This is a genomic window from Planctomycetia bacterium, from assembly GCA_021413845.1.
GTDB lineage: Bacteria > Planctomycetota > Planctomycetia > Pirellulales > PNKZ01 > PNKZ01.
Genome location: JAIOPP010000037.1, coordinates 1 through 25,413, shown reverse-complemented (window position 1 = coordinate 25,413; position 25,413 = coordinate 1). Strand labels below are relative to the sequence as shown.

General features: G+C 59.9%; 21 protein-coding genes, 1 tRNA gene and 1 pseudogene. 15 read left to right on the top strand and 8 right to left on the bottom strand.

Translation table 11 applies throughout. The features are described from left to right. Positions 1–247: 247 nt before the first annotated feature. The 3 genes from K8U03_07840 (at position 248) to K8U03_07830 (ending at position 4,352) form a co-directional block, all read left to right on the top strand. Entirely contained in the window at positions 248–1,654 is a 1,407-nt protein-coding gene (locus K8U03_07840) for a DUF1598 domain-containing protein (protein MCE9604796.1), read from the top strand. Between the two features lie 239 nt (positions 1,655–1,893). Beyond that, positions 1,894–3,213: a Gfo/Idh/MocA family oxidoreductase gene (locus K8U03_07835; GenBank protein MCE9604795.1), complete on the top strand. Its 1,320-nt coding sequence runs from the start codon at positions 1,894–1,896 to the stop codon at positions 3,211–3,213. Positions 3,214–3,320: 107 nt separating this feature from the next. Continuing rightward, positions 3,321–4,352 carry an amidohydrolase family protein gene (locus K8U03_07830; protein MCE9604794.1) on the top strand — a complete coding sequence of 344 codons (1,032 nt, stop codon included), beginning with the start codon at positions 3,321–3,323 and terminating at the stop codon, positions 4,350–4,352. Positions 4,353–4,440: 88 nt separating this feature from the next. Here the strand turns inward: K8U03_07830 and K8U03_07825 are convergent, their stop codons facing one another. After that, complete coding sequence (locus K8U03_07825) at positions 4,441–5,628, bottom strand: hypothetical protein (protein ID MCE9604793.1); 1,188 nt, start codon at positions 5,626–5,628, stop codon at positions 4,441–4,443. Positions 5,629–6,104: 476 nt separating this feature from the next. Here K8U03_07825 and K8U03_07820 point away from each other — a divergent pair, with 476 nt between their 5' ends. The 4 genes from K8U03_07820 (at position 6,105) to K8U03_07805 (ending at position 10,438) form a co-directional block, all read left to right on the top strand. Next, positions 6,105–6,905, top strand: a complete 801-nt coding sequence (locus K8U03_07820; GenBank protein ID MCE9604792.1) for a sugar transferase — start codon at positions 6,105–6,107, stop codon at positions 6,903–6,905. Positions 6,906–7,243: 338 nt separating this feature from the next. Beyond that, on the top strand, positions 7,244–8,722 hold the full coding sequence (locus K8U03_07815; protein ID MCE9604791.1) for an aldehyde dehydrogenase family protein: 1,479 nt from the start codon (positions 7,244–7,246) through the stop codon (positions 8,720–8,722). A gap of 52 nt (positions 8,723–8,774) precedes the next feature. Next, complete coding sequence (locus K8U03_07810) at positions 8,775–9,425, top strand: Uma2 family endonuclease (GenBank protein MCE9604790.1); 651 nt, start codon at positions 8,775–8,777, stop codon at positions 9,423–9,425. Positions 9,426–9,532: 107 nt separating this feature from the next. Beyond that, complete coding sequence (locus tag K8U03_07805) at positions 9,533–10,438, top strand: ThuA domain-containing protein (GenBank protein MCE9604789.1); 906 nt, start codon at positions 9,533–9,535, stop codon at positions 10,436–10,438. Positions 10,439–10,543: 105 nt separating this feature from the next. Here the strand turns inward: K8U03_07805 and K8U03_07800 are convergent, their stop codons facing one another. Further along, on the bottom strand, positions 10,544–11,980 hold the full coding sequence (locus K8U03_07800) for a DUF5009 domain-containing protein (GenBank protein ID MCE9604788.1): 1,437 nt from the start codon (positions 11,978–11,980) through the stop codon (positions 10,544–10,546). Between the two features lie 377 nt (positions 11,981–12,357). On the opposite strand from K8U03_07800, the gene K8U03_07795 reads away from it, so the two are divergent. Beyond that, a tRNA-Ala gene (locus tag K8U03_07795) sits at positions 12,358–12,430 on the top strand. A 286-nt stretch (positions 12,431–12,716) separates the two neighbouring features. On the opposite strand, the gene K8U03_07790 is transcribed toward K8U03_07795, so the two are convergent. Beyond that, entirely contained in the window at positions 12,717–12,989 is a 273-nt protein-coding gene (locus K8U03_07790) for a hypothetical protein (GenBank protein ID MCE9604787.1), read from the bottom strand. Between the two features lie 326 nt (positions 12,990–13,315). After that, a complete protein-coding gene (locus K8U03_07785) occupies positions 13,316–14,665 on the bottom strand; it encodes a hypothetical protein (protein MCE9604786.1) in 1,350 nt (449 codons plus the stop codon). A 384-nt stretch (positions 14,666–15,049) separates the two neighbouring features. Here K8U03_07785 and K8U03_07780 point away from each other — a divergent pair, with 384 nt between their 5' ends. Then, positions 15,050–15,643, top strand: a complete 594-nt coding sequence (locus tag K8U03_07780) for a hypothetical protein (protein ID MCE9604785.1) — start codon at positions 15,050–15,052, stop codon at positions 15,641–15,643. Between the two features lie 227 nt (positions 15,644–15,870). Here K8U03_07780 and K8U03_07775 read toward each other — a convergent pair whose 3' ends face one another. Both K8U03_07775 and K8U03_07770 read right to left on the bottom strand, forming a co-directional pair. After that, the gene (locus K8U03_07775; protein MCE9604784.1) at positions 15,871–16,140 is read right to left on the bottom strand and encodes a hypothetical protein; all 270 of its coding nucleotides are present in this window, start codon (positions 16,138–16,140) and stop codon (positions 15,871–15,873) included. A gap of 100 nt (positions 16,141–16,240) precedes the next feature. Continuing rightward, the gene (locus tag K8U03_07770) at positions 16,241–16,900 is read right to left on the bottom strand and encodes an SOS response-associated peptidase (protein ID MCE9604783.1); all 660 of its coding nucleotides are present in this window, start codon (positions 16,898–16,900) and stop codon (positions 16,241–16,243) included. 88 nt (positions 16,901–16,988) lie between these two features. On the opposite strand from K8U03_07770, the gene K8U03_07765 reads away from it, so the two are divergent. The 6 genes from K8U03_07765 (at position 16,989) to K8U03_07740 (ending at position 23,195) form a co-directional block, all read left to right on the top strand. Beyond that, positions 16,989–18,191 (top strand): nucleotidyltransferase, encoded by a 1,203-nt coding sequence (locus K8U03_07765; GenBank protein MCE9604782.1) that lies wholly within the window; start codon positions 16,989–16,991, stop codon positions 18,189–18,191. Next, positions 18,191–18,643 (top strand): hypothetical protein, encoded by a 453-nt coding sequence (locus K8U03_07760; protein ID MCE9604781.1) that lies wholly within the window; start codon positions 18,191–18,193, stop codon positions 18,641–18,643. The genes K8U03_07765 and K8U03_07760 overlap by 1 nt, the downstream gene beginning before the upstream one ends. A gap of 274 nt (positions 18,644–18,917) precedes the next feature. Next, on the top strand, positions 18,918–19,976 hold the full coding sequence (locus K8U03_07755) for a hypothetical protein (protein MCE9604780.1): 1,059 nt from the start codon (positions 18,918–18,920) through the stop codon (positions 19,974–19,976). Positions 19,977–20,107: 131 nt separating this feature from the next. Continuing rightward, positions 20,108–21,397 (top strand): hypothetical protein, encoded by a 1,290-nt coding sequence (locus tag K8U03_07750; GenBank protein ID MCE9604779.1) that lies wholly within the window; start codon positions 20,108–20,110, stop codon positions 21,395–21,397. Positions 21,398–21,661: 264 nt separating this feature from the next. Next, positions 21,662–21,931, top strand: coding sequence for a hypothetical protein (locus K8U03_07745; GenBank protein ID MCE9604778.1), 270 nt, complete (start codon positions 21,662–21,664; stop codon positions 21,929–21,931). 64 nt (positions 21,932–21,995) lie between these two features. Continuing rightward, a complete protein-coding gene (locus tag K8U03_07740) occupies positions 21,996–23,195 on the top strand; it encodes a hypothetical protein (GenBank protein MCE9604777.1) in 1,200 nt (399 codons plus the stop codon). A 278-nt stretch (positions 23,196–23,473) separates the two neighbouring features. On the opposite strand, the gene K8U03_07735 is transcribed toward K8U03_07740, so the two are convergent. Next, a complete protein-coding gene (locus K8U03_07735; GenBank protein ID MCE9604776.1) occupies positions 23,474–24,163 on the bottom strand; it encodes a PIG-L family deacetylase in 690 nt (229 codons plus the stop codon). Between the two features lie 237 nt (positions 24,164–24,400). Further along, positions 24,401–25,273: pseudogene (locus tag K8U03_07730) on the bottom strand (sulfatase-like hydrolase/transferase). Between the last annotated feature and the right edge of the window lie 140 nt (positions 25,274–25,413).

The window sequence follows — 25,413 nt, the reverse complement described above, 5'->3', positions numbered from 1 at the left end:
CCATCCAACCACGCCAAGCACTCGCCACCGACAACCAACTCGAAGACCAAGAAGGCAAGATCGCCCAAGCCCGCAAACAAGTCTCGCTCCAAAACCTTAAGCCAGGGCAGTGGTGGTGGGATTAACGATCTCCACAGCCACAGTTACTTAAGGCCCAGGTCGACCCTTGTCGGTTCGTAAGGCCTTGCTCCCTGAACCACGGCCTCTCGAAACGACTCGCAATCAACGATCACAGAGAATCACGGTCATGCTTTCGCGACGCAATCCGATTCACGCTCTCGCGCTCTTGCTCTCGGGCATTGCGCTAGTCGCGGTATCTTCGTCCGACGCGCTTGGTCAAGGTGGCGGTGGAGCTGCCGCTGCTGGCGTGATCGTGGATGCGAACGGCGTGTTGCGGATGCACACGGTGACGGACCCGACCGGCGAATTGATGCGGGCTCAGGTGCAGAGCGCCAAAGCGGCTCGACCGGGCAACTTGGCCGTCGGCAGCAAGCTCCGCTACGTCTCGATCACGCGCTTGGAGCAAGCGGTCGAGGCCCAAGCCGCGAATGATCGCAAGCCGACCGATGAAATGAAGTACCTCGCCGGCCTCACCCGCATCAAGTACGTCTTCTGCTATCCCGACTCGGGCGACATCGTCATCGCCGGGCCCGCCGAAGGCTGGGTCGACGATCTCTCCGGACGGACCATCGGACTCACGACCGGTCGACCGGTGCTGGAGTTGCAGGATCTCGTCGCCGCGATGCGGGCCTACGCTCCGGGACAAAACGGCGGACCGGTCGTCGGCTGTTCGATCGACCCGACGCAGGAAGGGCTCCAGCGGATGCAGGAGTTCCTCCGCAATCTCGGCGGCCAAGCCACGCCGAACGACACTCAGTTCATCGTCGACGGCTTGCGCACCAACCTCGGCTTGCAAACCGTCCGCATCATGGGAGTCGCGCCCACGACCCACTTCGCGCAGGTCTTGGTCGAAGCCGATTATCGCATGAAGCTGATCGGCGTCGGGCTCGAGCCGCCGCAAGTCAAGATGACCACCTTCATCGACAAGGCCGACCCGAGCATGGCCCGGAACGCCTTGTTCCGCTGGTTCTTCGTCCCCGATTACAAATGCGTCCGCGTCTCGGAAGACGGACAAGCGATGGAACTCGTCGGCGACGGCGTGAAGCTGGTCGACGAGAAGGAAGTCGTGTTGGCCGACGGCAAGCGTTCCGTCGCGGCCGGCGAGAAGAATCGCGCCAGCCTCTTGTTCACCACCGCCTTCACGGCCAAGTACGCCGAGCTCGCCGCGCGGAAGCCGATCTACGCGCAGCTCCGCAACCTCATCGACCTCACCGTCGCCGCCGCCTTCATGCAGCAGCACGACTACTACGGCAAAACCGAGCGGCCGATGACGACCTTCCTGAGCGAAGAGAAGTTCCCGATCCAGACCTACACCGCTCCCGTCCAGGTCGACACCGTCGTGACCAGCGTCTGGAAGGGGAATCGACTTCTCACCCCCGTCGCCGGCGGAGTTACCATCCAACCACGCCAAGCACTCGCCACCGACAACCAACTCGAAGACCAAGAAGGCAAGATCGCCCAAGCCCGCAAACAAGTCTCGCTCCAAAACCTTAAGCCAGGGCAGTGGTGGTGGGATGTGGATACGGGCGAATAAGCCCGCCCCCCAACTTCGAAATATCACGGCGAGGCTCGTACACGTCAAAATGTCCGAGCCTCGCTTCGTTTCCGGAGCCGCCGGCAAACCTTTGACAGCGAGCCCTTGATCTCCGAAGATAGGGAAGCCCTTTCCGGTCGAGCTTTTCGGCGCGCTTCGTCGCTTTGCGGCGAGCTGTGCGCAGAGGCTCGATCCCCGCCTTCGATCCATCACGCCCCCAAAAACCGAAGAGGTTTGCGATGAGCAGTCCTGCGCGTTCTTCCGATAGTTCCGCTTCGTCCCGTCGCGAGTTCATGAAGTCGAGCGGAGCGATTGTCGCCGCCGGTGCGATCGCGAGCGAACTGTCGATCGCCCGCAGCGCACACGCGGCCGGAAGCGATGTGCTCAAGGTCGGCTTGGTCGGTTGCGGCGGACGCGGAACCGGAGCGGCCGCGCAAGCGCTCAAGGCGGATAAGAACGTGAAGCTCGTCGCCGTCGGCGATGCGTTTCCCGATGCGCTGAAATCGAGCTTGGAGAACTTGAAGAAGTCTCCCATCGCCGAGCAGATCGATGTGCCGGCCGAGCGCCAATTCACGGGCTTCGACAACTACAAAAAGGTTTGCGACTCGGGCATCGACGTCGTGCTGCTGGCCGCGCCGCCGCACTTCCGACCGGAACACATGGAGTATGCCGTGAAGGCCGGCTTGCATGTGTTTGCCGAGAAGCCGGTCGCGGTCGATGCGCTCGGCATCCATCGAGTGCTCGCCGCCGGCGAAGAAGCCAAGAAGAAGAATCTCGCCGTCGTCTCAGGCCTGTGCTGGCGCTACGACTTCGGCGTGCGAGGCGCGATGGAGCAAGTGCGCGAAGGGGCGATCGGCGAGACGATCGCCGTGCATGCGCAGTACAACACGCCGGGCTTGCCGAAGTGGCCGATGCTCAAGCGCGAGTCGGGCTGGAGCGACATGGAATACCAACTCCGCAATTGGTACTACTACACTTGGCTCTCGGGCGACGGCATCGTCGAGCAAGCGATCCACAGCCTCGACAAGGCCGCGTGGGTAATGAACGACGAGCCGCCGATCTCTTGCACTTCGCTCGGCGGTTTGCAATCGCGGCTCGGTGCCGAACGCGGCAACATCTTCGACCACCACGCGGTCGTCTACGAATACGCCGGCGGCGTGCGCGTGTTCTTCAATAGCTGCCAAATCGAAGGGGTCAGCGGCGAAGTGAGCACGTATGTGATGGGCTCGAAAGCGAATTGCCTCTTGGAAAAGCCGACGGTTGCCACGCGCGACGGCAAGACCACCTGGCGCTACAAAGGCCCGAAGAACACGATGCATCAAACCGAGCACGACGAGCTCTTCGCCGGCCTCCGCTCGGGCAACATCATCAACAACACGCAATACATGGCCCGCAGCACGATGCTGGCGATCATGGGACGCATGGCGAGCTACACGGCGAAGAAGATCACTTGGGAACAGGCGATGAACAGCCAAGAGAACATGACGCCGGCGACTTACGCTTGGGGCCCGATGCCGGAACCGAAGATCGCGATCCCGGGGGCGACGAAGTTCGTGTAAGCGTAGTCTAAGACGGCCTGATGAGAACTCGCGAAGAAAGCCCGCGAACACTGGTTTCGCGGCATGGTATCCGCTCGTACGATCCACCCCCGACTGTGCATGCTGCGATGAACATCCGTGCCGAAGAGTCTGCTTCCGAGGAACCTCGTTTCACGCGCCGCGATGCGCTTCGCGCCGTCGGTGCAGGTGCGCTGGGTCTTGCTGCGGCGGGCCTTGGCACCGATGCCGCGGCTCAACCACCGAAGCCATCGGCGACCGGCACGGCTGCGAAAGCCACGACCACGACCTCTGGAGCGAAACCTTTGGACGGCTTCATCGACGCGCATGTTCACGTTTGGACTCCCGACGTGAAGAAGTATCCGCTCGCGCCGGGCTTCAAGCCTGCGGATATGAAGCCGGCGTCGTTCACGCCCGCCGAGCTCTTGGCCCATGCCAAGCCGTGCGGCGTGAACCGGATCACGCTGATCCAGATGAGCTTCTATAAGTACGACAACTCCTACATGCTCGACTGCATGCGCGAGCATCCCGGCGTGTTTTCCGGAGTCGCCGTGATCGATCGGGAACAGCCCGACGTCGCCGCGAAGATGCGCGAGCTCGCGAAGCAAGGGGTCCGCGGCTTCCGACTCGCGCCGGGCGATGCGCCGCCGGAGTCGTACTTCAACTCGCCGAGCATGGATGCAATGTGGCGCGCCGGTGCCGACGACGACCTCAAGATGTGCTTGCTGATCAATCCGAACGCGCTCCCGACGGTCGACAAGCTCTGCGAGAAGTTTCCCGAGACGCCGGTCGTGATCGACCACTTCGCACGGATCGGAGCGACGGGCACGATCGCCGATTCCGAGCTCGCGCAGCTCTGCCGCCTCGCGCGACACAAGCACACCTACGTGAAGGTTTCGGCCTTCTACGCGCTCGGCAAGAAGATGCCCCCCTATCTCGATCTCGGGCCGATGATCCGACTCCTCTGCGAGACGTTCGGGCCGCAGCGTTTGATGTGGGCCAGCGATTGCCCGTTCCAGATCACGACGGAACACAACTACCGCGATTCGGTCGACCTCGTCTTGAAGCGGCTCGACTTTCTCAGCGCCGACGATCGGAAGCACTTGCTGACGAAGACCGCCGAGAAGGTTTACTTCAGCTAACGGTGCGCGAAGCGGAAAACGTCTCCGACGTGCGCAGAAACGGGGTCATGACTGCCCCCGCTCGCCTCGGACAATGTATGCCGCACTCTTAGCGATTCGGCACGTATTCGATCGATGGGCCCGGGACGTTCGGCATCGCGCCTTGCGGAATGGCGCCTCCTGGGAAGCCGCCCCCTTGAGGATACATATTGCCCTGCTGCACGCTTCCCGGGGCGAACTGGCCGGCGCCATAAGGCATCGTTCCTTGGTAGTTGCCCGGCAGCGGAGTCGGGATCGTGTGGCCGGGAGCGGTGTAGTCCGGAATGGTAACCGGCGGGTCGGCGAGTCCGGCGGCTTTCGCTTTCGCCGCGGCTTCTTCGCGAGCCTTTTGCGTGGCCGCATCGACCCCCATCGCTTCGTAGGTCCGTTGGAACATCGTGTTGTCGTACGGATTCCGCGGATCGCCGCCCCAGCGGGTCGCCAACTCTTGTTGCGAGAAGACGTGCATCACATGGTACGGACGGAAGTAGTAGTAGCCGTGCGTCGTGCCGAAGAACGGCATGTGCTGCACGAGGTCGCCGGTGGTGCGAAGGCAGCAAGATTGGCAGAGCCCGCCGCCGCCGAGACAGCAGCAGCCGCGCAGTGCTCCGAGACCGCAGCAGCCCCCGATCCCGCAACCACCGCCGCCGCATTGTCCGCCGTCGCAAGGAGCCGCACCGCCGTCGCCGACGGGTCCGCCGCTCACGTTCGGATCAGGCTGCGGGCCGATCGGAGCAGCACCCATAGAGCCGCCGCCGCCGAATGAACCCGATCCATACGCCGCTCCGGTGTCGTACTGGGCGTAAGGGGGAGCGTTCCAGTTCTGCGCCGCCGGCGAAGCCGGAAGGCGGACGTTCGAGCGCGCTTGCGAAGCAGGAGCCGCCGGGGCAACCGGAGCGGGAGCCGGTGTCGGCTGCGTACGGTTCGCCATCAGCAAACGCTGCGTCGCCGGCGACGGAGGATTCACCGGCTTGAGTGCATAGGCGGTCGCCGGGGAAGCGGCATACGTGTTCGTGCCCGGCCGCATCGCCGTCTGCTGCACGCCGTAAGCCGGACGAGCCGCTTGCGGATTCGCTCGGGCCTGTTGAGGCTGCGCGTAGCGCGAATAAGGTTGCTGGTATTGGGCGTGCGATTCGCCGGCCGCAGCAGCGAAGCAAACGGCGGTCAGTGCAAAGAAGATTCTCTTCACCACGGTCTCCTTACCAACGATCTCTTTTCGACCGACGCTCGCCAGCCGAAATCCGCATCGATCCATCATGCCCGCTTCGTACGCTTCTCGACTTCGACGCGCCGCTAGCGCAGCCGAAGTTCCCGATAGGGTCATCGTCGCGCAATAAGTCGCAAGTTCCGCGTTTTATCCTTGCCGTGCTCAACGGTCGTTACCGGATCATTTTGCCATGTTGCCCTCGACCCCGTTCGGCGTCGCTTGCGCCGCTACGATCGGCACAACCGTTACAGACCCCCCTCGATACGACGTGCCTCGCGCTGCCGCATTGCGGCATCATGTTGCCGCGCGGCATCATCGATGTTTCGCAAAGTCCCCATCGCCAGCCCGGCTTGCGGCCGTCGGCAGGCGGCTTTGTCTCTTCTTAAGTCTCTGGCAACGAAGTCGTTAGCGCTCGTTCTTTCGCAGCCGTTTCCGTTCCTTGCGGTACTCCCGGCACCCACTTTGCTTTTTACGACGGCACGCCCCGATCACAAGCAAGTCGTTCCGGATCCCGCGAGAACTGCATCATGAGTTACGGCACGCAAACACCTACGCTCGCCACGAGTTCCCCTTCGGCAGCCCAACTTGCGGCCGCATCGCAGGAGCGGTCGTTCGCGCCCCCGGCCGACGTGTTCATGACGGGAGGTTGGGCTTTCGGAACGCCGATGCCTGACCTTGCCGGTTGGCTGCTTGAAGGGAAGTTGCTCGTCGAAGCAGACGGCAACCGATCGCTCGGCTATCTAACCGCGAAGCGGCTTTGCGACATCGTCGGGGCGCTGGCGCTGCTCGCGCTGCTCGGCCCCTTGATGCTCGTCACCTATCTGACGCTCATGGTCACGACCCGCGGCCGAGCGATCTTTCGCCAGGAGCGCGTCGGGCATCGGGGGCGCATGTTCCCGATGTACAAGTTCCGTACGATGCGGCTCGACGCGCTCGCCGTGCAAGCCGAAGTGAAGAACGAGAAGGACGGCCCGATCTTCAAGAACCGCCGCGATCCGCGAATCACCCGCATCGGCCGCTTGCTTCGCTCGTTCAGCATCGACGAGACGCCGCAACTGTTCAACGTGTTGATGGGCCACATGGCGCTCGTCGGCCCACGACCGCCGATCGCGAAAGAAGTCGCTCGTTATGAAGCCGGACAGTTCCGCCGCTTGTCGGTGAAGCCGGGCCTGACCTGCCTCTGGCAAGTAAGCGGTCGGAGCGAGATCGGTTTCGCGGAATGGGTCAAGCTCGACCTCTGGTACGTCGACAACCAATCGCTCACGGTCGACCTCGGCCTGTTGCTTCGCACGCCTCTCAGCGTGTTGAGCCGCCGCGGAGCGTATTAAGCAAGCAGCCCTCGCCGGCTTTTTAGCTGAGCCGCGCGTAGGACCGGACGCTAACGCGTTCCGGCTAAAGGCGACGATCGTCGCCGGACCGGCCGGCTTCTGCCGGCTGTTGGCATTGCCGTGCGAATACGCAGCGGGGCGGCGAGAATCCCGCGTCGTATTTCATCGCACCTTTCGGTGGGGCTGTCGTCGATTGGCAGCGGCACCGCGCGAGCGGTACAATAATCTTGCCGCGTACGACCGGCGCACGCCCCGAAAGCCTGTCGGGCTTTTTCTTTGCGCAGCATCGCGGCGCACTCGCATTCCTTCACGCATCCGCCCCGACCCGGAGGTTAGCTATGGCGACGGCAGAAAAATCCACGACGATCGCGGTCCCCGAGATTCGACAAACCGAATGCTTCATCGGCGGTCGCTGGACTCCCTCGGTAAGCGGCAAGACGTTCGACACGCATAACCCCGCCACGGAAGAAGTGATCGCTCAAGTCGCCGAAGGACAAGCGGAAGATATCGACCTCGCGGCGAAGGCGGCCCGCAAAGCGTTCGAGCAAGGCCCGTGGTCGAAGATGGACGCTCGCGATCGGGGCCGGCTGTTGTACAAGCTGGCCGACCTGATCGAAGCGGAGATCGATGAGCTCGCGGCCTTGGAATCGCTCGACAACGGCAAGCCGTTTCGCGATGCCCGCGCCGCCGACCTTCCCCTGACCATCGATTGCCTTCGCTACTACGCCGGCTATGCCGACAAGATCCACGGCCAAACGATTCCCGTGCGCGGCAACTATTTCACGTACACCCGGCGCGAACCGGTCGGCGTTGCCGGCCAGATCATTCCGTGGAACTTCCCGATGCTCATGGTGGCTTGGAAGTGGGGACCGGCGCTCGCCGCCGGTTGTACGGTGGTGATGAAACCCGCCGAGCAAACCCCGCTGACATGCTTGCGCATGGCGCGGCTCGCTCAAAAAGCCGGCATTCCCGACGGCGTGATCAACGTCGTTCCCGGCTACGGCCCGACCGCCGGCGCCGCGACGGTGAAGCATCCCGACATCGATAAGATCGCCTTCACCGGCTCCGGCGAAGTCGCTCGGATCATCATGCGCGACGCTTCGCAAACCTTGAAACGGCTCACGTTCGAACTCGGCGGCAAGAGCCCGAACATCGTCTTCGACGATGCCGATATCGATGCCGCGATCGCCGGGGCGCACTTCGGGCTGTACTTCAATCAAGGGCAATGCTGCTGCGCGGGGAGCCGGCTCTTCGTGCAAGAAAAGATCTACGACAAGTTCATCGACCGGCTCGCCTCGATCAACCATACGCGCAAGCTCGGCGACCCGCTCGACCTCGCGACCGAGCAAGGCCCGCAGATCGACAAGGAACAATTCGACAAGATCATGCGCTATATCGATCTCGGCAAAGAGCAAGGGGCCGATCTGATCACCGGCGGCAAGCGCTTCGGCAACCGCGGCTTCTACGTCGAGCCGACGTTGTTCGCCGGCGTCTCCGACGACATGACCATCGCCAAGGAAGAAATCTTCGGCCCGGTCATGTCGGTCTTGAAGTTCAACGACCTGGATGAAATCGCGCGCCGCGCCAACGCCACGAGCTTCGGCTTGGCCGCGGCCGTCTGGACGCGCGACATTCAAAAGGCGCACTACTTAGCCGCGAAGATTCGCGCCGGCACGATCTGGATCAACTGCTACGACGTGTTCGACGCCGCCGCCCCGTTCGGCGGCTTCAAACAGTCGGGCATGGGCCGCGAACTCGGCGAACGCGGACTCGACGCCTACACGGAATCGAAAACCGTGACGGTGAGTTTGGGATAGGTTTTCAACTGCCGAAGTTTGGTTACGTCCCTTGTTTGACAGGTCGTTCGCTATGAGCACGATGCCGACTCCTTCGACCATCGCTCCCGTTACCTTCGTGCCGTCGGCGGTCCATTCACCGCCGACGGCACCGCTGGTTCATCGCTTCACCGTCGATGAGTACCATCGCCTGATCGATACGGGAGTTCTCAAAGCAACCGATCGCGTCGAACTTCTGGAAGGAGTTATTTGCGAGATGATGACTCCTATCGGTAGCCAACATGGGGCAGTCGTCGAGCTAACACGTAAAGCTTTAGACCGCATCATTCCGGCGGCATCGTCGGTATGGAGTCAACAAGCAGTCACCACGGCAACCAGCGAACCGCAGCCGGATGTCTACGTCGCTCGCGGCGGCTATCGCGACTATCTGGAACATCATCCCGGACCAACGGAGTTGCTCCTCGTCGTCGAGGTCGCGGACACGTCGCTGGCGTTCGATCGATCCGAAAAACAGCGCATCTATGCTGCCGTAGGAATTACCGAATACTGGATCGTGAACTTGCCGGAGCGGAAGCTCGAGGTATATCGTCGACCGATCGCGGCGGCGAGCGAACAGCCGGCGTGCTATGAATCCGTGGACATCTTCTCCGCCGAGCAATCGGTCGACGTCGTGCTCGACGGAATGAAAGTCGGCGCGATTACGGTGCGCGACATGCTTCCCTAGTCGATCACCGTCGTCCACAATGGCCTCGTCGCAGCCGATGCGTTCTCGTTCGGCTTACGCTTCGCTCCCCGCCCTCGCAGCTCGCCCTCTCACGGAGATCCTCTGCTATGCCACGCTTTTCGTTATTCGCTTTGATTCCGCTCGCCCTGATGGCGATGGTTGCGCAAGCCGCCGATGCTCCGAAGGCCGACGGTAAGCTGAAGCTCCTCATCGTCGACGGCCAGAACAACCATAGCTGGAAAGCCACGACGCCGGTGATGCAGAAGTATCTCACCGAGTCGGGACGCTTCACGGTCGATGTCGCGACGTCGCCCGAGGGGAAGAAAGACATGAGCGGCTTCCGGCCGGCGTTCAAGAACTACGATGTCGTGCTGCTCAACTACAACGGCGACGAATGGTCGGCCGAGGCAAAGCAAGACCTCGTCGACTACGTGAACGGCGGCGGGGGCTTGGCCGTCATCCATGCCGCGAACAATTCGTTTCCGAAGTGGCCCGAATACAATCGGATGATCGGCCTCGGCGGCTGGGGAGGCCGCAACGAAGCGAGCGGCCCTTACGTTCGCTTTCGCGAAGGGAAGATCGTGCGCGATACCGAGAAGGGCTCCGGCGGCCATCACGGCAAGCAGCATCCGTTTCAGATCGTCGTGCGCAACGCGGAACATCCGATCACCGCCGGCCTCCCTCTATCTTGGATGCACGCGCAAGACGAGCTCTACGACAAGCTACGCGGCCCGGCGGAAGAGATCGACGTGCTCGCGACCGCGTTCGCCGATCCGGCGACCGGCGGCAGCGGCGAAAACGAACCGATGATCTTCACCGTCGGCTACGGCAAAGGTCGCGTCTTCCACACGCCGATGGGACACAGCCCGGAGTCGATGCATTGCGTCGGCTTCATCACGACCTTGCTGCGCGGCAGCGAATGGGCCGCCACCGGCAAAGTCACGCTGACGGAAGTTCCCAAAGACTTCCCGAAGCCGGATGTGGTAAGCGTCCGCGGCGGAAGGTTGGAATAAAGAAGAGTGGTCGGTGGTCAGTGGTCGGTGACCAGTTGAAGAGAGAGACTCGGCGCAAGTTCTCCGCAACTGACCACTGGCAACCGGCCACTGACCACTGCCCCCCTAAATTTTGACGAAAATCTTCTGCTTCCAAAGCCAGACGCAGATGAGCCAAAACGTGAACAGCACCGCCAGGCTTTCGTAAAACGGCGTAAACGAACTCGCCGCGCCGCCGAACAGCGTCGGGCTCCAAGCGCTGCCGGTGCGCTCCGTCATCCAACCGGCGAACTTAGCATAAGGAAACGCGAGATGCGTCTTCAACGCCGCTAGAGTCCAGCCCTTCATCAGTTGCGCCATCAGATAAATCACGATCGAGTTCATGCCGACGACCGCGAGCGGCCATGCCAAGCGGCGCATGTTCCAATGATCGAACGTGAGATAGAACAGCGCCAACATCCAGACGACGATCCCTCCCGACGCCAAGGCCCAAGAGGGAGTCCAAATCCGTTTCACGATCGGACAAACCGTGTAGCCGGCCGCTAAACCAAGCGCCAAGCAGACCGCGCCGACGATCAGCATTTGCTTCAGCTTCTTACCGGAAGTGGAGTTCGCGCGCAACAACTCGCCGACGATCAGGCCGAGCAGCATCGTCGCGATCGACGGCACGAAGTTGAGCGTCGTATAGCCGCCGTCGTTGAACCGAAACGGATTCTGCCGCCGACGCTCGTATTCGGCCTCGGTCTCTTGCGCACGTTGCGGACGATCGGCATTGCGCGGGAAAGCGTTGAGAATCTTCCGATCCATGTCGGCCGCGAAGTTCGCGTTCTTCGACCAGTGACCGAGCATTCCCGGCAAGATGAGGACCTCGCGATTGTCGTAGTCCTTCGCCGTGAGGACCGTTTGATAATCGAAATCTTCGGGCGGCAGCGGATGTTGATAAAACGCATACCACCAACCGCCGAGCAACAACGCAATCGCGGTCGCTTGCACGATGAGCCCGCGATTGACGAAGAAAAAGACGAACGTATAGCCGAGCCCGATCTGCGTAAGGACGTTGACGAAGGTGAAGTTCGTGATCGCATAGCCGCGGTCGGAGTCGCCGGTCGGGTTGCTAAGGAACACGCCGAGCATGATTAGAATGAGCGAGCGCAACAACGTATGCGCAAGCCGCACCACGTACGACTCGCCGTGGGCCGCGCGGCGCGCATAAGAATACGGCAGCGCGACTCCGACCATGAACATGAAGGCCGGCTGAATGAGATCCCAAAACACGCCGCCGACCCAAGGGACGTGATCGGTTTGTTGCGCGAGAAACGCGATGACCTCGCGCTGCGTCGAGTCGGGATCGATGCCGGCGGCATCGAGATTCGCGAGCACCTTGCCGAGCGCCAACCCGCCGGAAGCCATCGCGAGCATGATGAAGCCCCGAAACGCATCGAGCGAAACGAGCCGAGGCACATTCTCCGGCGGCCCCCCTTTCGCGCCGACGGGTTTCGTCGCCGCAGCCGGCACGTTGGGCTTAGCCGCTCCGGAAGTCGCTGTCGCAGGAGCCGCGGTCACCGGTTTCGCCGACGCGGGCGAGCTCGAACCTCCATACGCGCCGATCGGTTTGCTCGGCGGCGCTGGCACTCGATCTCGTGACGGCGGCAGTGGTTCGTCTTTTGCCATGATAGAATTTATTTTCAGGATGCAAGAGCTCGGGGCGTGCATGTGCGTCGCCGACGATGCCTTCGACCTAGCAGGGGCGAAACGGAACGTCGCAGCGTAAAACTAGCGCTTGACCGGCTCCCACGCAAGGAGATTCGCACGGCACGGACCATCGCCAGGCGCGTCGCCGCCCCACTTTGACAACGCGCCTCGGACGTTTTACAATTGCTTCTCCTCAAGCTCGATCCCGCGGAAGCGCAAGGTCGCCGAAGAGGATCGAAACCGAACCTGGGGCGGTAGCTCAGTTGGGAGAGCGCTGCGTTCGCAATGCAGAGGTCGAGGGTTCAACTCCCTTTCGCTCCACTAATTAAGTCGTTATGCGACAATGACTTACAGAATCACCTCGGTGATACCCTCAGAGGGTTTCATCGAGGTGATACCTTTTGTGATACTCTCGGTGATACCTTTGGGACGGCGGCGGGAGATCTTGGAGATCCCCAACCAGCACATTGGCCACGCGTCGTAATGGCACTCAAGACTTCGCTACGAGCCTTGAGTGCTCGGCTAACGGCCGAGGGCTCTGGTTTCCCTGAGCTCTGTCAGCGGAGGACTAGCGGGGCGCACCAGACACCAGCATGATTCGGCCAAATTAACCGCGCGGGTCGTTCGGCCTTGTGCTGTCGTCGTCAAGGACCAATGACTCGCCATACTTGGCCTTTAGCGCCTCCGCGTCTGCAAGTAGTTTTTCTAACTCCGAAGCCTCGCCTTTCTGCTGGTCGATTTTTAGGCTGATCTCGTCAACTAGGTCAAATAGCGTCGCTTTGGGCTGTATCCTCAAAAGCTCATCGGCAACTACACCAAGGCTGGGGTTACGTCCCAACTCGGCTTTGACCGTTTGCTTGTTCATCGGCTCGCGGGTCATGTTCAACTCCTAGCGATTCTGGTGATCGGCCCATAGTTTACCAATGTCGGGCTCAACCGACATCCACCGGCCGTAGGCGACAGCTGCTCCCGACGCTGCTCGATAGCGGCCGACGCTTTCTTAGCATCGCGTACGGCTAGCACGCGATCACGCCACGCCGAGACCTCATCCGTCACGACGCGGTCCCCGCCTTGCGGAGCAACGTATTGGCGATCGCCACGAATTGCATGTCGGCCATGCTCTCACTGTCAGATAATGTTTCTCGCGCTCCTCGCCGTGCGAGCCCTTGAACTCGCGAGCCATGTTGAAGCAATGGTGATCGGCTCTCAGGCATTAGCCTCCAATATCTTCAACGTTTGCCCGAGCTCTTCTTTCAAGTTGAAACGTTCGCCACCCCAACCGGTACGATCTTCCGTCAGGGTTTTTACCAGCTTCGCGATTACTTCGCTCGAAATGCAATTTCGAAACTGCATAGATGCTTTGGTCCATTGCAGCATCATTCTTGCTGTACTTTCGTTGTGATACGGCGCCCGCACTAAGAATGCATCGACATAGCCTACGACGCCGTTAAACGCCTTCGGCTTCTTCGCTTCAACCCATTTCAGAATTGAATCCGAATTGCTGCCGACCAAAGGAGACATACCCAACTTGCCACAGCGATCGCCGCACATGAACATCGCTGCCGCCGTTAGCTCATACCGAAGCGACCTTTCTTCCCGAAGCAGATCCTGATGCATCGAGTGTTCACCACAATAGTCGCCGATTGCGGCAAGCTGTCGTTTTACTTGGGCATCTTCCAGGAGTCCATTCTTTTCCCACCCGACCAGTGAACTCTTGAACTCGCGACCTAGCTGCGAACCAAGCCATCGTGATGCCATCAACATCGCTAAAGCGCTTAAACTCATCCGATAGTCGTGACCAGGACGACTGCTTTGACAATAGGTATCCTGAAACGTCTTGTTGGCTCGCTCCCAAAGGCTTGCAAATCCTACGTCTAGCCTCGCCAAGCTAATATCCAGTCGTTGATGGTTTGCTCTGACATAGGCGACATGAGAGTCGAACCACTGCAATACCGCGGGGCGGTACGGAACGAAGTCCGCGAGAGAGTAACTGAACATAATGTCGAGGTCTGCGGGACAATCGTGACAAAGTACGAAAGCTAGTCCAGCAATAGCGCGAACCGACCCTCGTCGATACTTCTTGCCTGCATTTGCCTCGGTACGGCCTTCGCATATCTTCGCATAGCGAAGGAACCCGAATTCCTTCGCGCGCAGGGCCAATCGCAACGTGCGCACTTGCGGTGGCGTAGAGAACCATTTGGCTGAAGTTAGCAAATGCTTTTGGAGGCGATCGTAACATTCATAAATAACAGGAGCGCCGTCATTCGTGACAATCTCTTCGTTGCCGTCGCGTGTTTCGTCAAATTCAATAACGCCTTTTTGCGCTCGTCGTTCGCGATCATAGGCGGCGCGGCGTGCGTATGCTGCGTTTACGAGGCAGGCGAGTTCCTTAAGATCAAGTCCTTCTTTGTTCGAGAGAAGCGACTCGCAGCTGCTCTCGATGCGGTCGACGAGTTTCTCGTCGCCGCCGCAAAATCTCATCAGCCTGCCATGGCCCCAATCCGTGATCTGCTGACAGCGGTCTCTCAGCTCTGTGAACTTTTTCCGCGCTCGCATGTTGAAATCCGTAAGTGAGTGAATCGCGTTCGGCTAACGACATTGCGGCTGCACTAGACGCTTGCGCCCGTCGCTGATCGCGTTGAACTTCATGCCGAGCCTCTGTCATCCCTGACGTCCGAGATTTTACAGGGAAAAGGATCTAAGCTGCGGCATTGCGCAGCAGAAGGAAAAAATAGAGAGGTTTTCGTGGCATAAGTCTGCATGAAATATGGTGTTGCGCACGGCGCAGTTCGGAACCATGGTTTCGCGAACTTCGACTTCATCTGGCTCCTTATAGAGGGATTGACGATCACGTGATCGCCACCCTCTCAGTCGAAGAGTCGACGACCGACTGTTTAGCAAGTTCGTCGAGTAGTTCGTCGGAATTGAAAGGGGATGCAGATGTTCGAAAGACTCATGATCGCGGTGTTGGGCTTGTGCCTAGCGGTGGCTCCGCAGGGGGCACTTGCCGAAGATGCGACGACCCCAGCGGGCGAAACCTCCACTTCCGAGGTTTCGCTGAAGGACTGGGGATACGTAAGCGTAGATGAACTGTTTCCGGCGTTGGATACGCGCAACACCGGTGCGGTCGCACTGAACTCCGCGGACGAAACCGCGGAGGTCTGGTTGCGGCACTACGATCCGGCGGAAGACACCTTCAAGTTCGTGACTTTGAGCGGCCAATACTCGCGGACGATCAAGTTGAAGGCGAATGGTTGGGCCCGCCGCTACGAGGGCTGGGTTTTCAAAATGGGCTACACCGGTACCGGTGGAAACCTTCCGGAATCGATCTTCATCAGTTGCACGCCCTATCCGGGAACGAGCGTTTACCCGATCGCCTTCTACACGAAGTCGAAGGGTTGGCATCATGCGTTTCCGGCGCGTCGTGCTCTCAAGGTGCTTTTGAGCGAGGATCCGATCTCCGGAGCCAAGCCCGTCCCAGCCGCCGAGCGAGCTCCGTATGGCAAGGCAGATCCAGCCCCGACCGGTTACTAGCGAACTGCCTCGCGATAATTATTGCAAACTAAGCGACGCCTTGCGAGCAATCGCCGGGCGTCGCTTTTTTCGTATTCGAGCAAGACCGCGTTCTAATTCCCTAGACATGCAATAGGATCACGGCCGCAGATGCGATAGGCCGTGCTTGGAAGAAATGCGAGTGGTCGTAGCTGGACGTCGCTCGTGACGGGATCGTCGTCGAGTGGGTGGACAAGCAGCAGGCCGATCTACAGCTCGCTGGCAGGCTTCAGCTTCGCCTGAGCCTTCAGGGCGGCGACACGTTCCTGACGGGCCTTGGCGTCGGCAGGACGCTCAAGGAGCGCCGGAGCCTCCGGCTTCTTCGCCGCTTTCGGCGCCTTGGCGAATCCTCGGGACACGATCTTGGCGGTCCCTTTGGCAAATCCTCGCGAGGGGATTTTCGCCATCGCTTTCGAGAAGCCCCTGGAAGCGATCTTCTTCTTGGTCGTGGAAAACTTCCGAGAAGGAATCTTGACCATGCGTTTCAACCTCGAATAAGAATATCGATGCCGGTCCTTCTGCTATTCGCCACCTGTACGTACAGTCCTTTCGCCTCGGTTCTACGCGAGATCGTTTTGCTCAGAGCGAGTTCAAGGGCACGATGCACTGCGGCGATTCATTCTTCGGACTGTTGACGACCGTGCTGACCGGCGTCGCGATCATCTCGTCGCCGGCGTAGGGCCGTAGCAACCCGAGCAACTGCTCCTTCCCCTGGAACTCCGGATCGAGCCAGAGCTCGTGAGCCTCGCGCGATAGGATCACGGGCATCCGATCATGGATCGGTGCCATCAGCGCGTTCGCTTCCGTCGTAATGATGACGGCGGTCTCCAGCGGCGTCTCTCCTTTGGTCCAGCGATCGGTCAGCCCGGCAAAGGCAAACGGCTCATCGCTCCTCAAGCGAATGAAATACGGCTGCTTCTTCCCGTCGACGCTCTTCCACTCGTAGAACCCATCGGCGACGACCAGGCAACGCCCCTTCTTGAACCCGTTGCGGAACGCAGGCTTCTCGGCGACCGTCTCGGCCCGGGCATTCGAGAGCCGATTGCCGATCTTCGCGTCGTCGGCCCAGGCGGGAACGAGTCCCCACTTCACGAGTTTCGCCGTGTGATCGCCGGTCACGATCGGGATCTGTTGTGAGGGGCAGATGTTGTAGCGCTCGGCATACTCCAGCGCGTGCTCGTAGCCCCATTCCGCAAGGATGTCGTTGACGCGAGCGCGCAGGGTGAAACGTCCGCACATGGCGGGAAGCCTACGAGTCTTTCGGCTGGCGACACATAGGTGACAGACGTACAGTACCAGCGCCGTTCGATCGCGCCAAGAGGTTGTCATGCTCATCGCCCATCTCGACGCCGACTGCTTCTACGTCTCGGCCGAAAGGGTCCGCAACGGGTTCCTGTGCGAGAAGCCGGTCGGCGTGTTAGGAAACCAGGGCGCGTGCGTGATCGCCAAGAGCTACGAGATGAAGGCCAAAGGGGTGAAGACGGGCGAGCCGATCTGGGAGGCGGCAGTGAAGTGCCCCGAGGGGCTCTATGTCAAACGAGACTTCCGTTGGTACGAAGTCGTGAGCCGGGAGATGCTGGCCATCGTCCGTGAGCGGTCTCCGTGCGTGGAGTATTACTCGATCGACGAGTTCTTTCTCTCCGTCGAAGACCCGCAGCCGGAACGCTTCGCCCAAGAGATCCAGCGCGAGATCCTGCAGCGCGTCGGAGTTCCGGTCACGATCGGGATCGCTCGCACGAAGACGCTCGCGAAGTTGGTGTCCGATACGGCCAAGCCCTTCGGTGCGCTGGCGCTCGTCGGCGAGCAAGCCGAACGCGATCTCTTGGCCAAACGCTCGGCGTCGGACATCACCGGCGTCGGCCATCGCAGCGCCACGAAGCTGGCCAGCTACGGCATCGTGACGTGCCTCGACTTCGCTTCGGCGCAGCCCGCCTTGATCCGGCGTCTCCTGACCGTCGTCGGCGAAAAGCTCTGCTACGAACTTCGCGGCGAGCGGACGATGCCGATTCAAACACAACGGCCATTGCACAAGATGGTTTCGCGCGGCGGCTCGATCGGAAAGCCGTCGCCCGATCCGGCCGTGCAGTGGGCTTGGCTCGTCCGCAACTTGGAGCGTCTTATCGAGACGCTCGACTATCACGGCCTGATGGTCGGCAAGCTCACGCTCACCCTCGAATACAAAGACGGCCCCGATCGCTCGTCCTCTGTCCGCTTCGACGCGCCGACCTGCCGCTTCGACGTGCTGCTCAGTGGCGTGAAGGTGATGTGGGAACGGATGCAGTTCCCCGGCAACCTGTATCGGATGCACCACATCGCCTCCGAGCTTCAGTACCCGGGCTCGCGGCAGCTGAGTTTGTTCGATCAGCCGCGCCGCAACGACGACCGAATCCTGGACCTCATGCACGCCGTCAACGAGCGCCACGGCCGGTTCGCCGTCCGCAGCGCGGCCACACTTCCCCTCGAGGAAATCTATGCGGACGATGCCCACTCGTTCGAGATCTGCGACATCCACGGAAAGACGTGCTTCTGATGGATGGGATCGCCGTCGCTTACTCCGAACTGCCGCTGGAACTCATCGAGCGGTATGAGCTGTCGAAGCTCGTCCACGAGCGGGGCGGCGAGCGGGAGTTTCGCTTCGCTCGGCAGGTTCGCAACGCCGTGCTCCCGGTGCGACACGAAGGGCAGACGTTGATCGTTCCTTGGGGTTGCCGTGCCGGGACGCTGCCCAGGAGCGGCTATACGTGGCTCACAACCGTCGAGGCCGGGGAGTGGACGGTCTATGGCGCCGAGGAAGCCGTCATCCCCGCGACCGCAGGTATTCGGAACGGGATCTGGTTTCCGATTCGGCAGGGGATCCGTGGCTTGATCGCCGAGGCTGGCGGCGCGACTGCGGCCTATATGCTCGTCGAGCCCTCGACCTACTACTTCAAGATCATGACCCGCTCAGAGCGAATGCCCGTCCTGATCGGGGAACGGATCTAAGGGCAGCCGATTCGCGACCAGCCACGTCCCAAATTCGAGCTGTAACAAAAGACTTGTAACGCGGCTGAGGCGCTGGCAACACTTGGCGACATTGGTGTGCAGGGCTGTTATCTTGTAGTCGCATTCCTGAGATAGGACTTCGGCCAACGTGGGGACGGCTGGACGTCGCCTATCAAGTGAGCTTCCAGTGCTCCAGCGTTTCCAAAAGTTCCCGGACGCGGGCAACGGAACGGTTCGATTCGACGCTGCTTCTTTTTTGCCGTAAGGGTGGAGCATGAGTAAGCCATCGCGCATTTCAAAGGGTGCCGGCATCGGTATGTTGCTGATCGCGGCAACGGTCGGGTACTTCGGCTACCAGTGGACCCAGGCATCGTCTCGGCTCAGTCGCGCCGACGAGATCTATGTCGCCGGAAGCCACGACGAGGCCGTCCGAATCTATGAAGCGACGTACTTCTACTTAAGCGATGCGGATAAACGCGAGCCGTTACGAAGAATCGTCGAATACCACCTCACGCAAAGAAACCAACAGGAGGCGGAGACCTGGGTGCGAAAGGGCGTCGAGAGCGAGCTCTCAATGGCATACACCTCTCCCGAGGCTCAGCGGCTTGCCGACCGCTGCAAGCTGGAACGAACTAACCGACTCGCCGAAGAGACGGCGCGCCGACAACAACTCGACGCCGAAAGCAAGCAGCAAGCCGTGGAGCGAGCCGATGAAACGCAACGCGACGCGAAGAAGTCGGCGGCGGAGTCCGATCTCGCGACCGCGATCACTATTGCTCAAGATCGTATTGAGAAGTCTCTGAAGTATCCCTTGGATGCGTCCTTCTCGTTGTCGAATGCACCGCAACTGAACGACGACGGGAGCGTATGTTGGATCTTCGGGACCGTTGAAGCTAAGAACCCCCTCGGCGGCACACACACTTATCCCTGGAAGGCGAATCTCAGCTACGACGGGAGCCAATGGGAGCTAACCTATTGCGAGCTTAACGGACAGCCGGTGCATATGAATGCCGCGACGGCCAATGCGTTGAATCGCTTGGCATCGAACATGTCGGAGCCGGTAGACAAGGATGCCGAGCGTCGAAGTCAGGAGAAGCAGCGCCAAGAGAACCTCAAGCGGCTCCAGCCTGAAATTGAACGCCAACAACGGGAGGCCTCTTCAAAGAACAGGCCCGCGATCGCCGCTAACCATCTTCGGCTTGCCGGAGAATTTCTTGAAAAAGGGGACAAGAGCTCCGGCGAGAAGCTGCTGCGTCGAATCGTTTCGGAGTATGCCGACACCGACGCAGCGACGGAAGCGAAGCGACTGTTGGGCTCGAACGCCAGCCCGTGAGGGATCGATCGCGACCGTCGCTCGCGACCCGCCGATTCGGAAGTCCTCATTTCAACAATCGGGCTCGATCGTCGGTCGATGTTCCGTACTTATCGCAACGTGCGAGAAAAACGCAAGGCGAGGAGATCACGATGAGCGAGAGCGGCACGGTCAAGACGCTTACGCGCGAGGATCTTTACGCTCTCGTGTGGAAGACTCCGATGAGTCGTCTCGCCAAGGAGTTCGGCCTTTCCGACGTCGGCCTTGCAAAGGTGTGCAAGCGACATGATGTTCCCAGACCGCCCGTCGGGTATTGGGCCAAGAAGGCCAACGGCAAAATCGTTCGCCGTCCGTCTCTGCCTCCCTGCCGAGATCAGGAGTTGGCGAAGATTACGATCGATCCAACCGTTCAGGCGCGCCGCGACGGCACCAAGGACAATCCCAAGGCGCTGGCGAGTACCTTCTTCGATCCGGAAATCGGTGCGCTGGCGGAACGTGAAGCCAAGGAACAGCAGACGATCACCGTTTCCGACTCGTTGCGTTCACCCCATCCTCTGATCAAACGAACACAAGAAGGTCTGCGCATCGCTTCCAAAGAGCGTTCCTTCTACAGGGATCCGATTCTTTGGCCCTATAATGTCGGCGGTCAGAATTGCCTCGGCGTCCACGTCGGGAAGGAACAGATGAATCGCGGTTTGCGCATCATGGATGCGCTCGTCAAGGGACTGGAGCAGCGAGGTTATCAGATCTCGGTCCCCGCAGCGGAGCGGCATAGCGGAACGATTGTTAAGGGGCTCGGGGAGAGCTTTCAGATCCGACTGCGCGAGCCTACGGTGCGGCAAGCTCATGTCCCGACGGCTGAAGAGCGGAAGAGCATGGAGAAGTATTCGCACCTGTCGTTCGTCGACAAATACGACTACGTGCCGTCCGGAAAACTTCAGCTTAATCTGATGTACAAGTGCGGGACTTTCACGATCAGAACTTTTCGCGACGGCAAACTACGAACGATCGAAGATGCCCTGGCTGACGTCCCCCTCGCGATACTACGTGCCATAGACCATTTTCGTCACCGCGCGGTCATCAATGCCGACGAGGCCCGTAAGCGCGAGGAACTCGAACGCCAACGTCACGAGGAAGCGGAGCGCAAGCGGCTCGAGGAACAGCGCCGTAAAGAAGAACTGCAGCGGGTGGAAGGTCTGTTTGCCGAAGCTGACCTATGGTCGCGCTGCCGGAATTTGAGATCGTACTTGGATGCCCTCCGCAACGCCGCCCAAAAACGGCTGGGGTTTATTGAGAAGGACAGCGAGCTGGATCGAAAACTGGAATGGGGCGAGCGCGTAGCGGACCGGTACGACCCGCTCACCACGCTGCGACAGCAGTCGAGCACCGAAGAACCAGTTGACACATCGAATTGTTCGGCGGCTCCGGCCCATCCTCGCTAACGATCGCGATTCAGTCACCGATGCAATAGAGGTGCGAATTCGTCCGGTAAGCAATACCGCTCGGGATGGACTGCCGACGCTGATAGCGACCCCGTGCTCGCGACCACCGACGCCACATCTGAGTCGCTCGAAACACCGCGAAGTCGCCGCCGTGGAATTAGGTCAGTACAGATTTCGAGACTGGCGATTCGCCGCAGACGGCATCATAATACGAAATTCCGAATTCGACGATTCTTCATCGACCGCGAAAGAAATGAGAAGTTGATGGCCCATACATTTGAAACGATCGTGATCGAAGGAAAGAAAATCAAAGTTGCAATTGGAACGTACGGCAACGACATTCCGGGAGTTTCGCTCACTGTAAATGTGTATGATCAATCGAACACGGAGGGATGCTACGAGCAGGTATACCGCCTTCCAAGCGGAAGTGGCATCAACGCTTCGGCCATCGCGCAGAATGTTACGTTATTGCGCGAACTTGAGCCCTATTTAATGAGGCATGGAGCCTCAAAAGAGGGCCCTCGCAAGAGTTGATTTTCAGGTTTGGGCGGCAAGGCCGTTTCGAAGGCTTTTCTGGCAACTCGTGAAAGGACATCTGATGAATTCCGCTGTTGAAGAATTGATCGAACGCTGGCGCCTTCGCGAGTTGCCTGAGGCCGAGGTACTTTTCATAACAGGGGCTGGGATTTCGAATCCGCCGCCGACGTCATTCCCACTCGGCAATCCACTTCACAGGCTGCTCGTCTCAAACTTTTCAAGCCTTACCCAGGGAGAGATCGGCGCTCTCCTACCACCACTTAATAACTGGGCGCTTGAGCAGACTTGCGATGTCATCTTTGAAGAGTGTCAAACATGGCAGCCGAATGCAGACGTGAATTGGTTCTGGAATCTTCTCTCTGAGATATTCATCTACGACTCGGGCAAAGCGTGGATGCAGCCGAACGAGTTCCACGCTTACTTTCGCAGACATATCGAACGCGGTGGCACGCACTTTACTGCAAATCTCGACCAGTTTATCGAACTGAACTCGATGCCTTATCGTGTTCTCACGACTTGCGAGCTTGAGTCAACCGACGTGCCGCTCGATGTGGGCAACTTAATTGGCGAGCCAAAGATTTACAAATTCCATGGCGACTGCAACATTGACGCAGTGCATCTTCAAGGCGTCTTGCACCAAGTCATCCGGGACGGCTTTCAGGCGAACACGAAACACTACTGGTCAGAGGTTTTGCGGTCAGTGAATCTGGTTTGCATCTGTGGATACGGCGGATTCGACGGCTATGATGTCAATCGCTTTTTTGAGGAGTTGGAAGAAAGGCACTTCGAGGCCAAGGCTGTATGGATTAGCTATGCCTCGAACACGCAGCTTGAGATCATCCCCAACTCACAACTGCACCAATCGGCATCAATGATTCTTTCACGATTTGCCGAATCGGTCGTGATAAGAGGCGAATCGGATGAGTTGCTGAACGTCCTCTTCCCAAACTCGGGTCCCCGGATTAAGCGACTGCCTTCCACCGAGTTCGCTCCAGAGTACGAAAACATCTTTCGGGTCAACATTCAGAAGGCTCGGATAATCCCCGGTTTTCAGGGATGTTTGGACAATATCACTAAGCGACTGAGGGCAACCGTTCACGCGATGTACACGCTCACGCCGGCAGAGCATGATAAGGCTCGCTTGATTGCATATTTCATTGCAGAAGCGCGAGGTGGAGGGCGATTACCTCCATACAATCCGGACTCGGCCTCGGATGATTTCCATAGAGCGGCTGGGCAGGTAATCGCAGATCGGACGTGAGCCGACAAGACGCCCGCAACTGAATCCCCTCGAATCTATATCCGTCCCGCCGCTAGGCCTCTGAATAGCTGGGGGACCCGAACTTTGCGAGGCCGTTCCTCGGCCGCTCGGAGATCGGTCGTTGCTACTCCGAGGAGAAACAGTGAGCCGTTACGCACGAAGGCTCTGCGGCTTAGCTGAGGAACGGATTCAAGCATACTGGGAAAACTCCTCTTAGACCGGCGTCGAGATCGCTTCGGCAGTGGTGACGGCGATAACGACGTCCGTTACGAAGACGATTACAGTACCTCGCGCGGTTCGACGTTCATGCCTCGCAGCGCTTCGGCGTATTTGACGCCGCACGTTTGTCCGCGATAGCGAGCCAGTGATTCCTTCGTTTGCCGTGCGCTATCCGGATCGCCCGGCACGTAGGTTTCGTTGCGCACCAATGCCATGAGGCGACCGAGCCACTCGATCGCACGGGGCCACACGTCCGAGACATCGACGAACACGTCGGGCTCGAAGCCGATCGTATGTCGCGGCCCGTTGTCGTAGAGGTAGATTTTACGCGGCGGACGATACTGCGGCGCAGTGACCAACGAGGAAGCATAACGCAGCGCAATACCGCTCAACTCCGACGCGACGACGTGATCATCGTGATGGTCGTGACGCCAGAGCATCACGGCGACGTCGGGATTGATCTCCGCCACCGCCTGTGCAACGGCCCGCTTCGTCGTTTCGTTCACATCGAACCGGTGCGACTTGAAATCGAGAAAGCGCGTCTCGACGCCGTAGCTCAAGTTCAATTCCTTCGTCCCGGCGATGAGTTCTGCATGACGATCGCCGATCGGAGGCCAGCCCTGGTAGTCGCCGATCAAAGAAAGATTCACGACGCGGTAGTGCTTGGCCACGGCTTGCAGCATGAGCCCCGGCACGCCGAAGACGCAGTCGTCGTAATGGGCACCGATCGCGAGCAGAGTTTTCGGCATGGCGATGGATCGTGAAAGAGTTCGGGCAGCGAGAGTCGACACGACAAGCACGACCGGTGTGCCCCGCTCCGAAAGGGCATCGGCCTCGATCGAGCCGGAGGCCCGGCTGGAGCGCAACGTATCCTCGCACAGGCGGTCGTATGCGGAATCAACTTATCCGGTGTGCCCGGGGATGCGAAACAAAAAAACGACTGCCGGAGGCCGTCGGATACACTAAGCCGGAGATGAAGAAGCCGATCACTTTGCGTTCGTGCCTTGCTCCGACTCTCTGACTCGGCCCGCTTCGCGTGAGCCTGTTCCGCTGCGCTGCATGAAAGCGTCGCCCAACTCGGCCCGCGTCGATTCGACGAACGATTCGAGTTGCTTCACGATGTCCGGATTGGCCGAGGCGACGTCGGTCGTTTCCCCCACGTCGTTCACGAGGTCGTAAAGTTCCGGCTTCTCGATCTTGCGGACCTCGTACTTCGCGGGAATGCCGCCCTTGCCTCCGGCTCGACCGCCCAGCGTTCGATAGGAGTGCGGTAGTTGCAGTTTCCAGCGGCCGTCGCCGCTCATGACGGCCTGGAGCTGGTTCTGCTCGTAGTAGAACGCATAGCCGTCGTGCGGATTCCGAGCGCCACTGGTCCCGACGATCAACGGCCAGACGTCGAGCCCGTCGATCTTGTGAGCGGGTAACTCCGCGCCGATCAGCTGGGCGAGCGACGGCAGAAGGTCGATCGTCATCAGCATGCCGTCGCACGTCGAACCGGCCGGGATCACGCCGGGCCAGCGCATGAGCGTCGGCACGCGTGTGCCACCCTCCCAGCAAGTACCTTTCCCTTCGCGCAACGGCCCCGCGGTCCCGGCATGGTCGCCGTAGCTGAGCCAGGGGCCGTTGTCGCTCGTGTAGATCACGAGCGTGTTGTCGTCGATGCCGTGTCTTTTCAGCGCTGCGAGAACCTCCCCCACGCTCCAGTCGACCTCCATGCAGACGTCGCCGTAGAGCCCCTGCTGCGACTTGCCGCGAAACTTATCGCTCACGTACAGCGGCACATGCACCATCGAGTGCGCGAGATAGAAAAAGAATGGTCGATCCTTGTTCCGTTCGATGAACTTCACGGCTCGCTCCGTTGACCTGCCCCCCTTAAACGAGTCCGGTCGTCAGTCGTAGACTGACGACCATCACTTGAAAAAGGGAGGGGATCATGGGCACGAAGCGTTTGCAGGTCGAGCAGATCATTCAGAAGTTACGGGAAGCGGAATTGGAGATC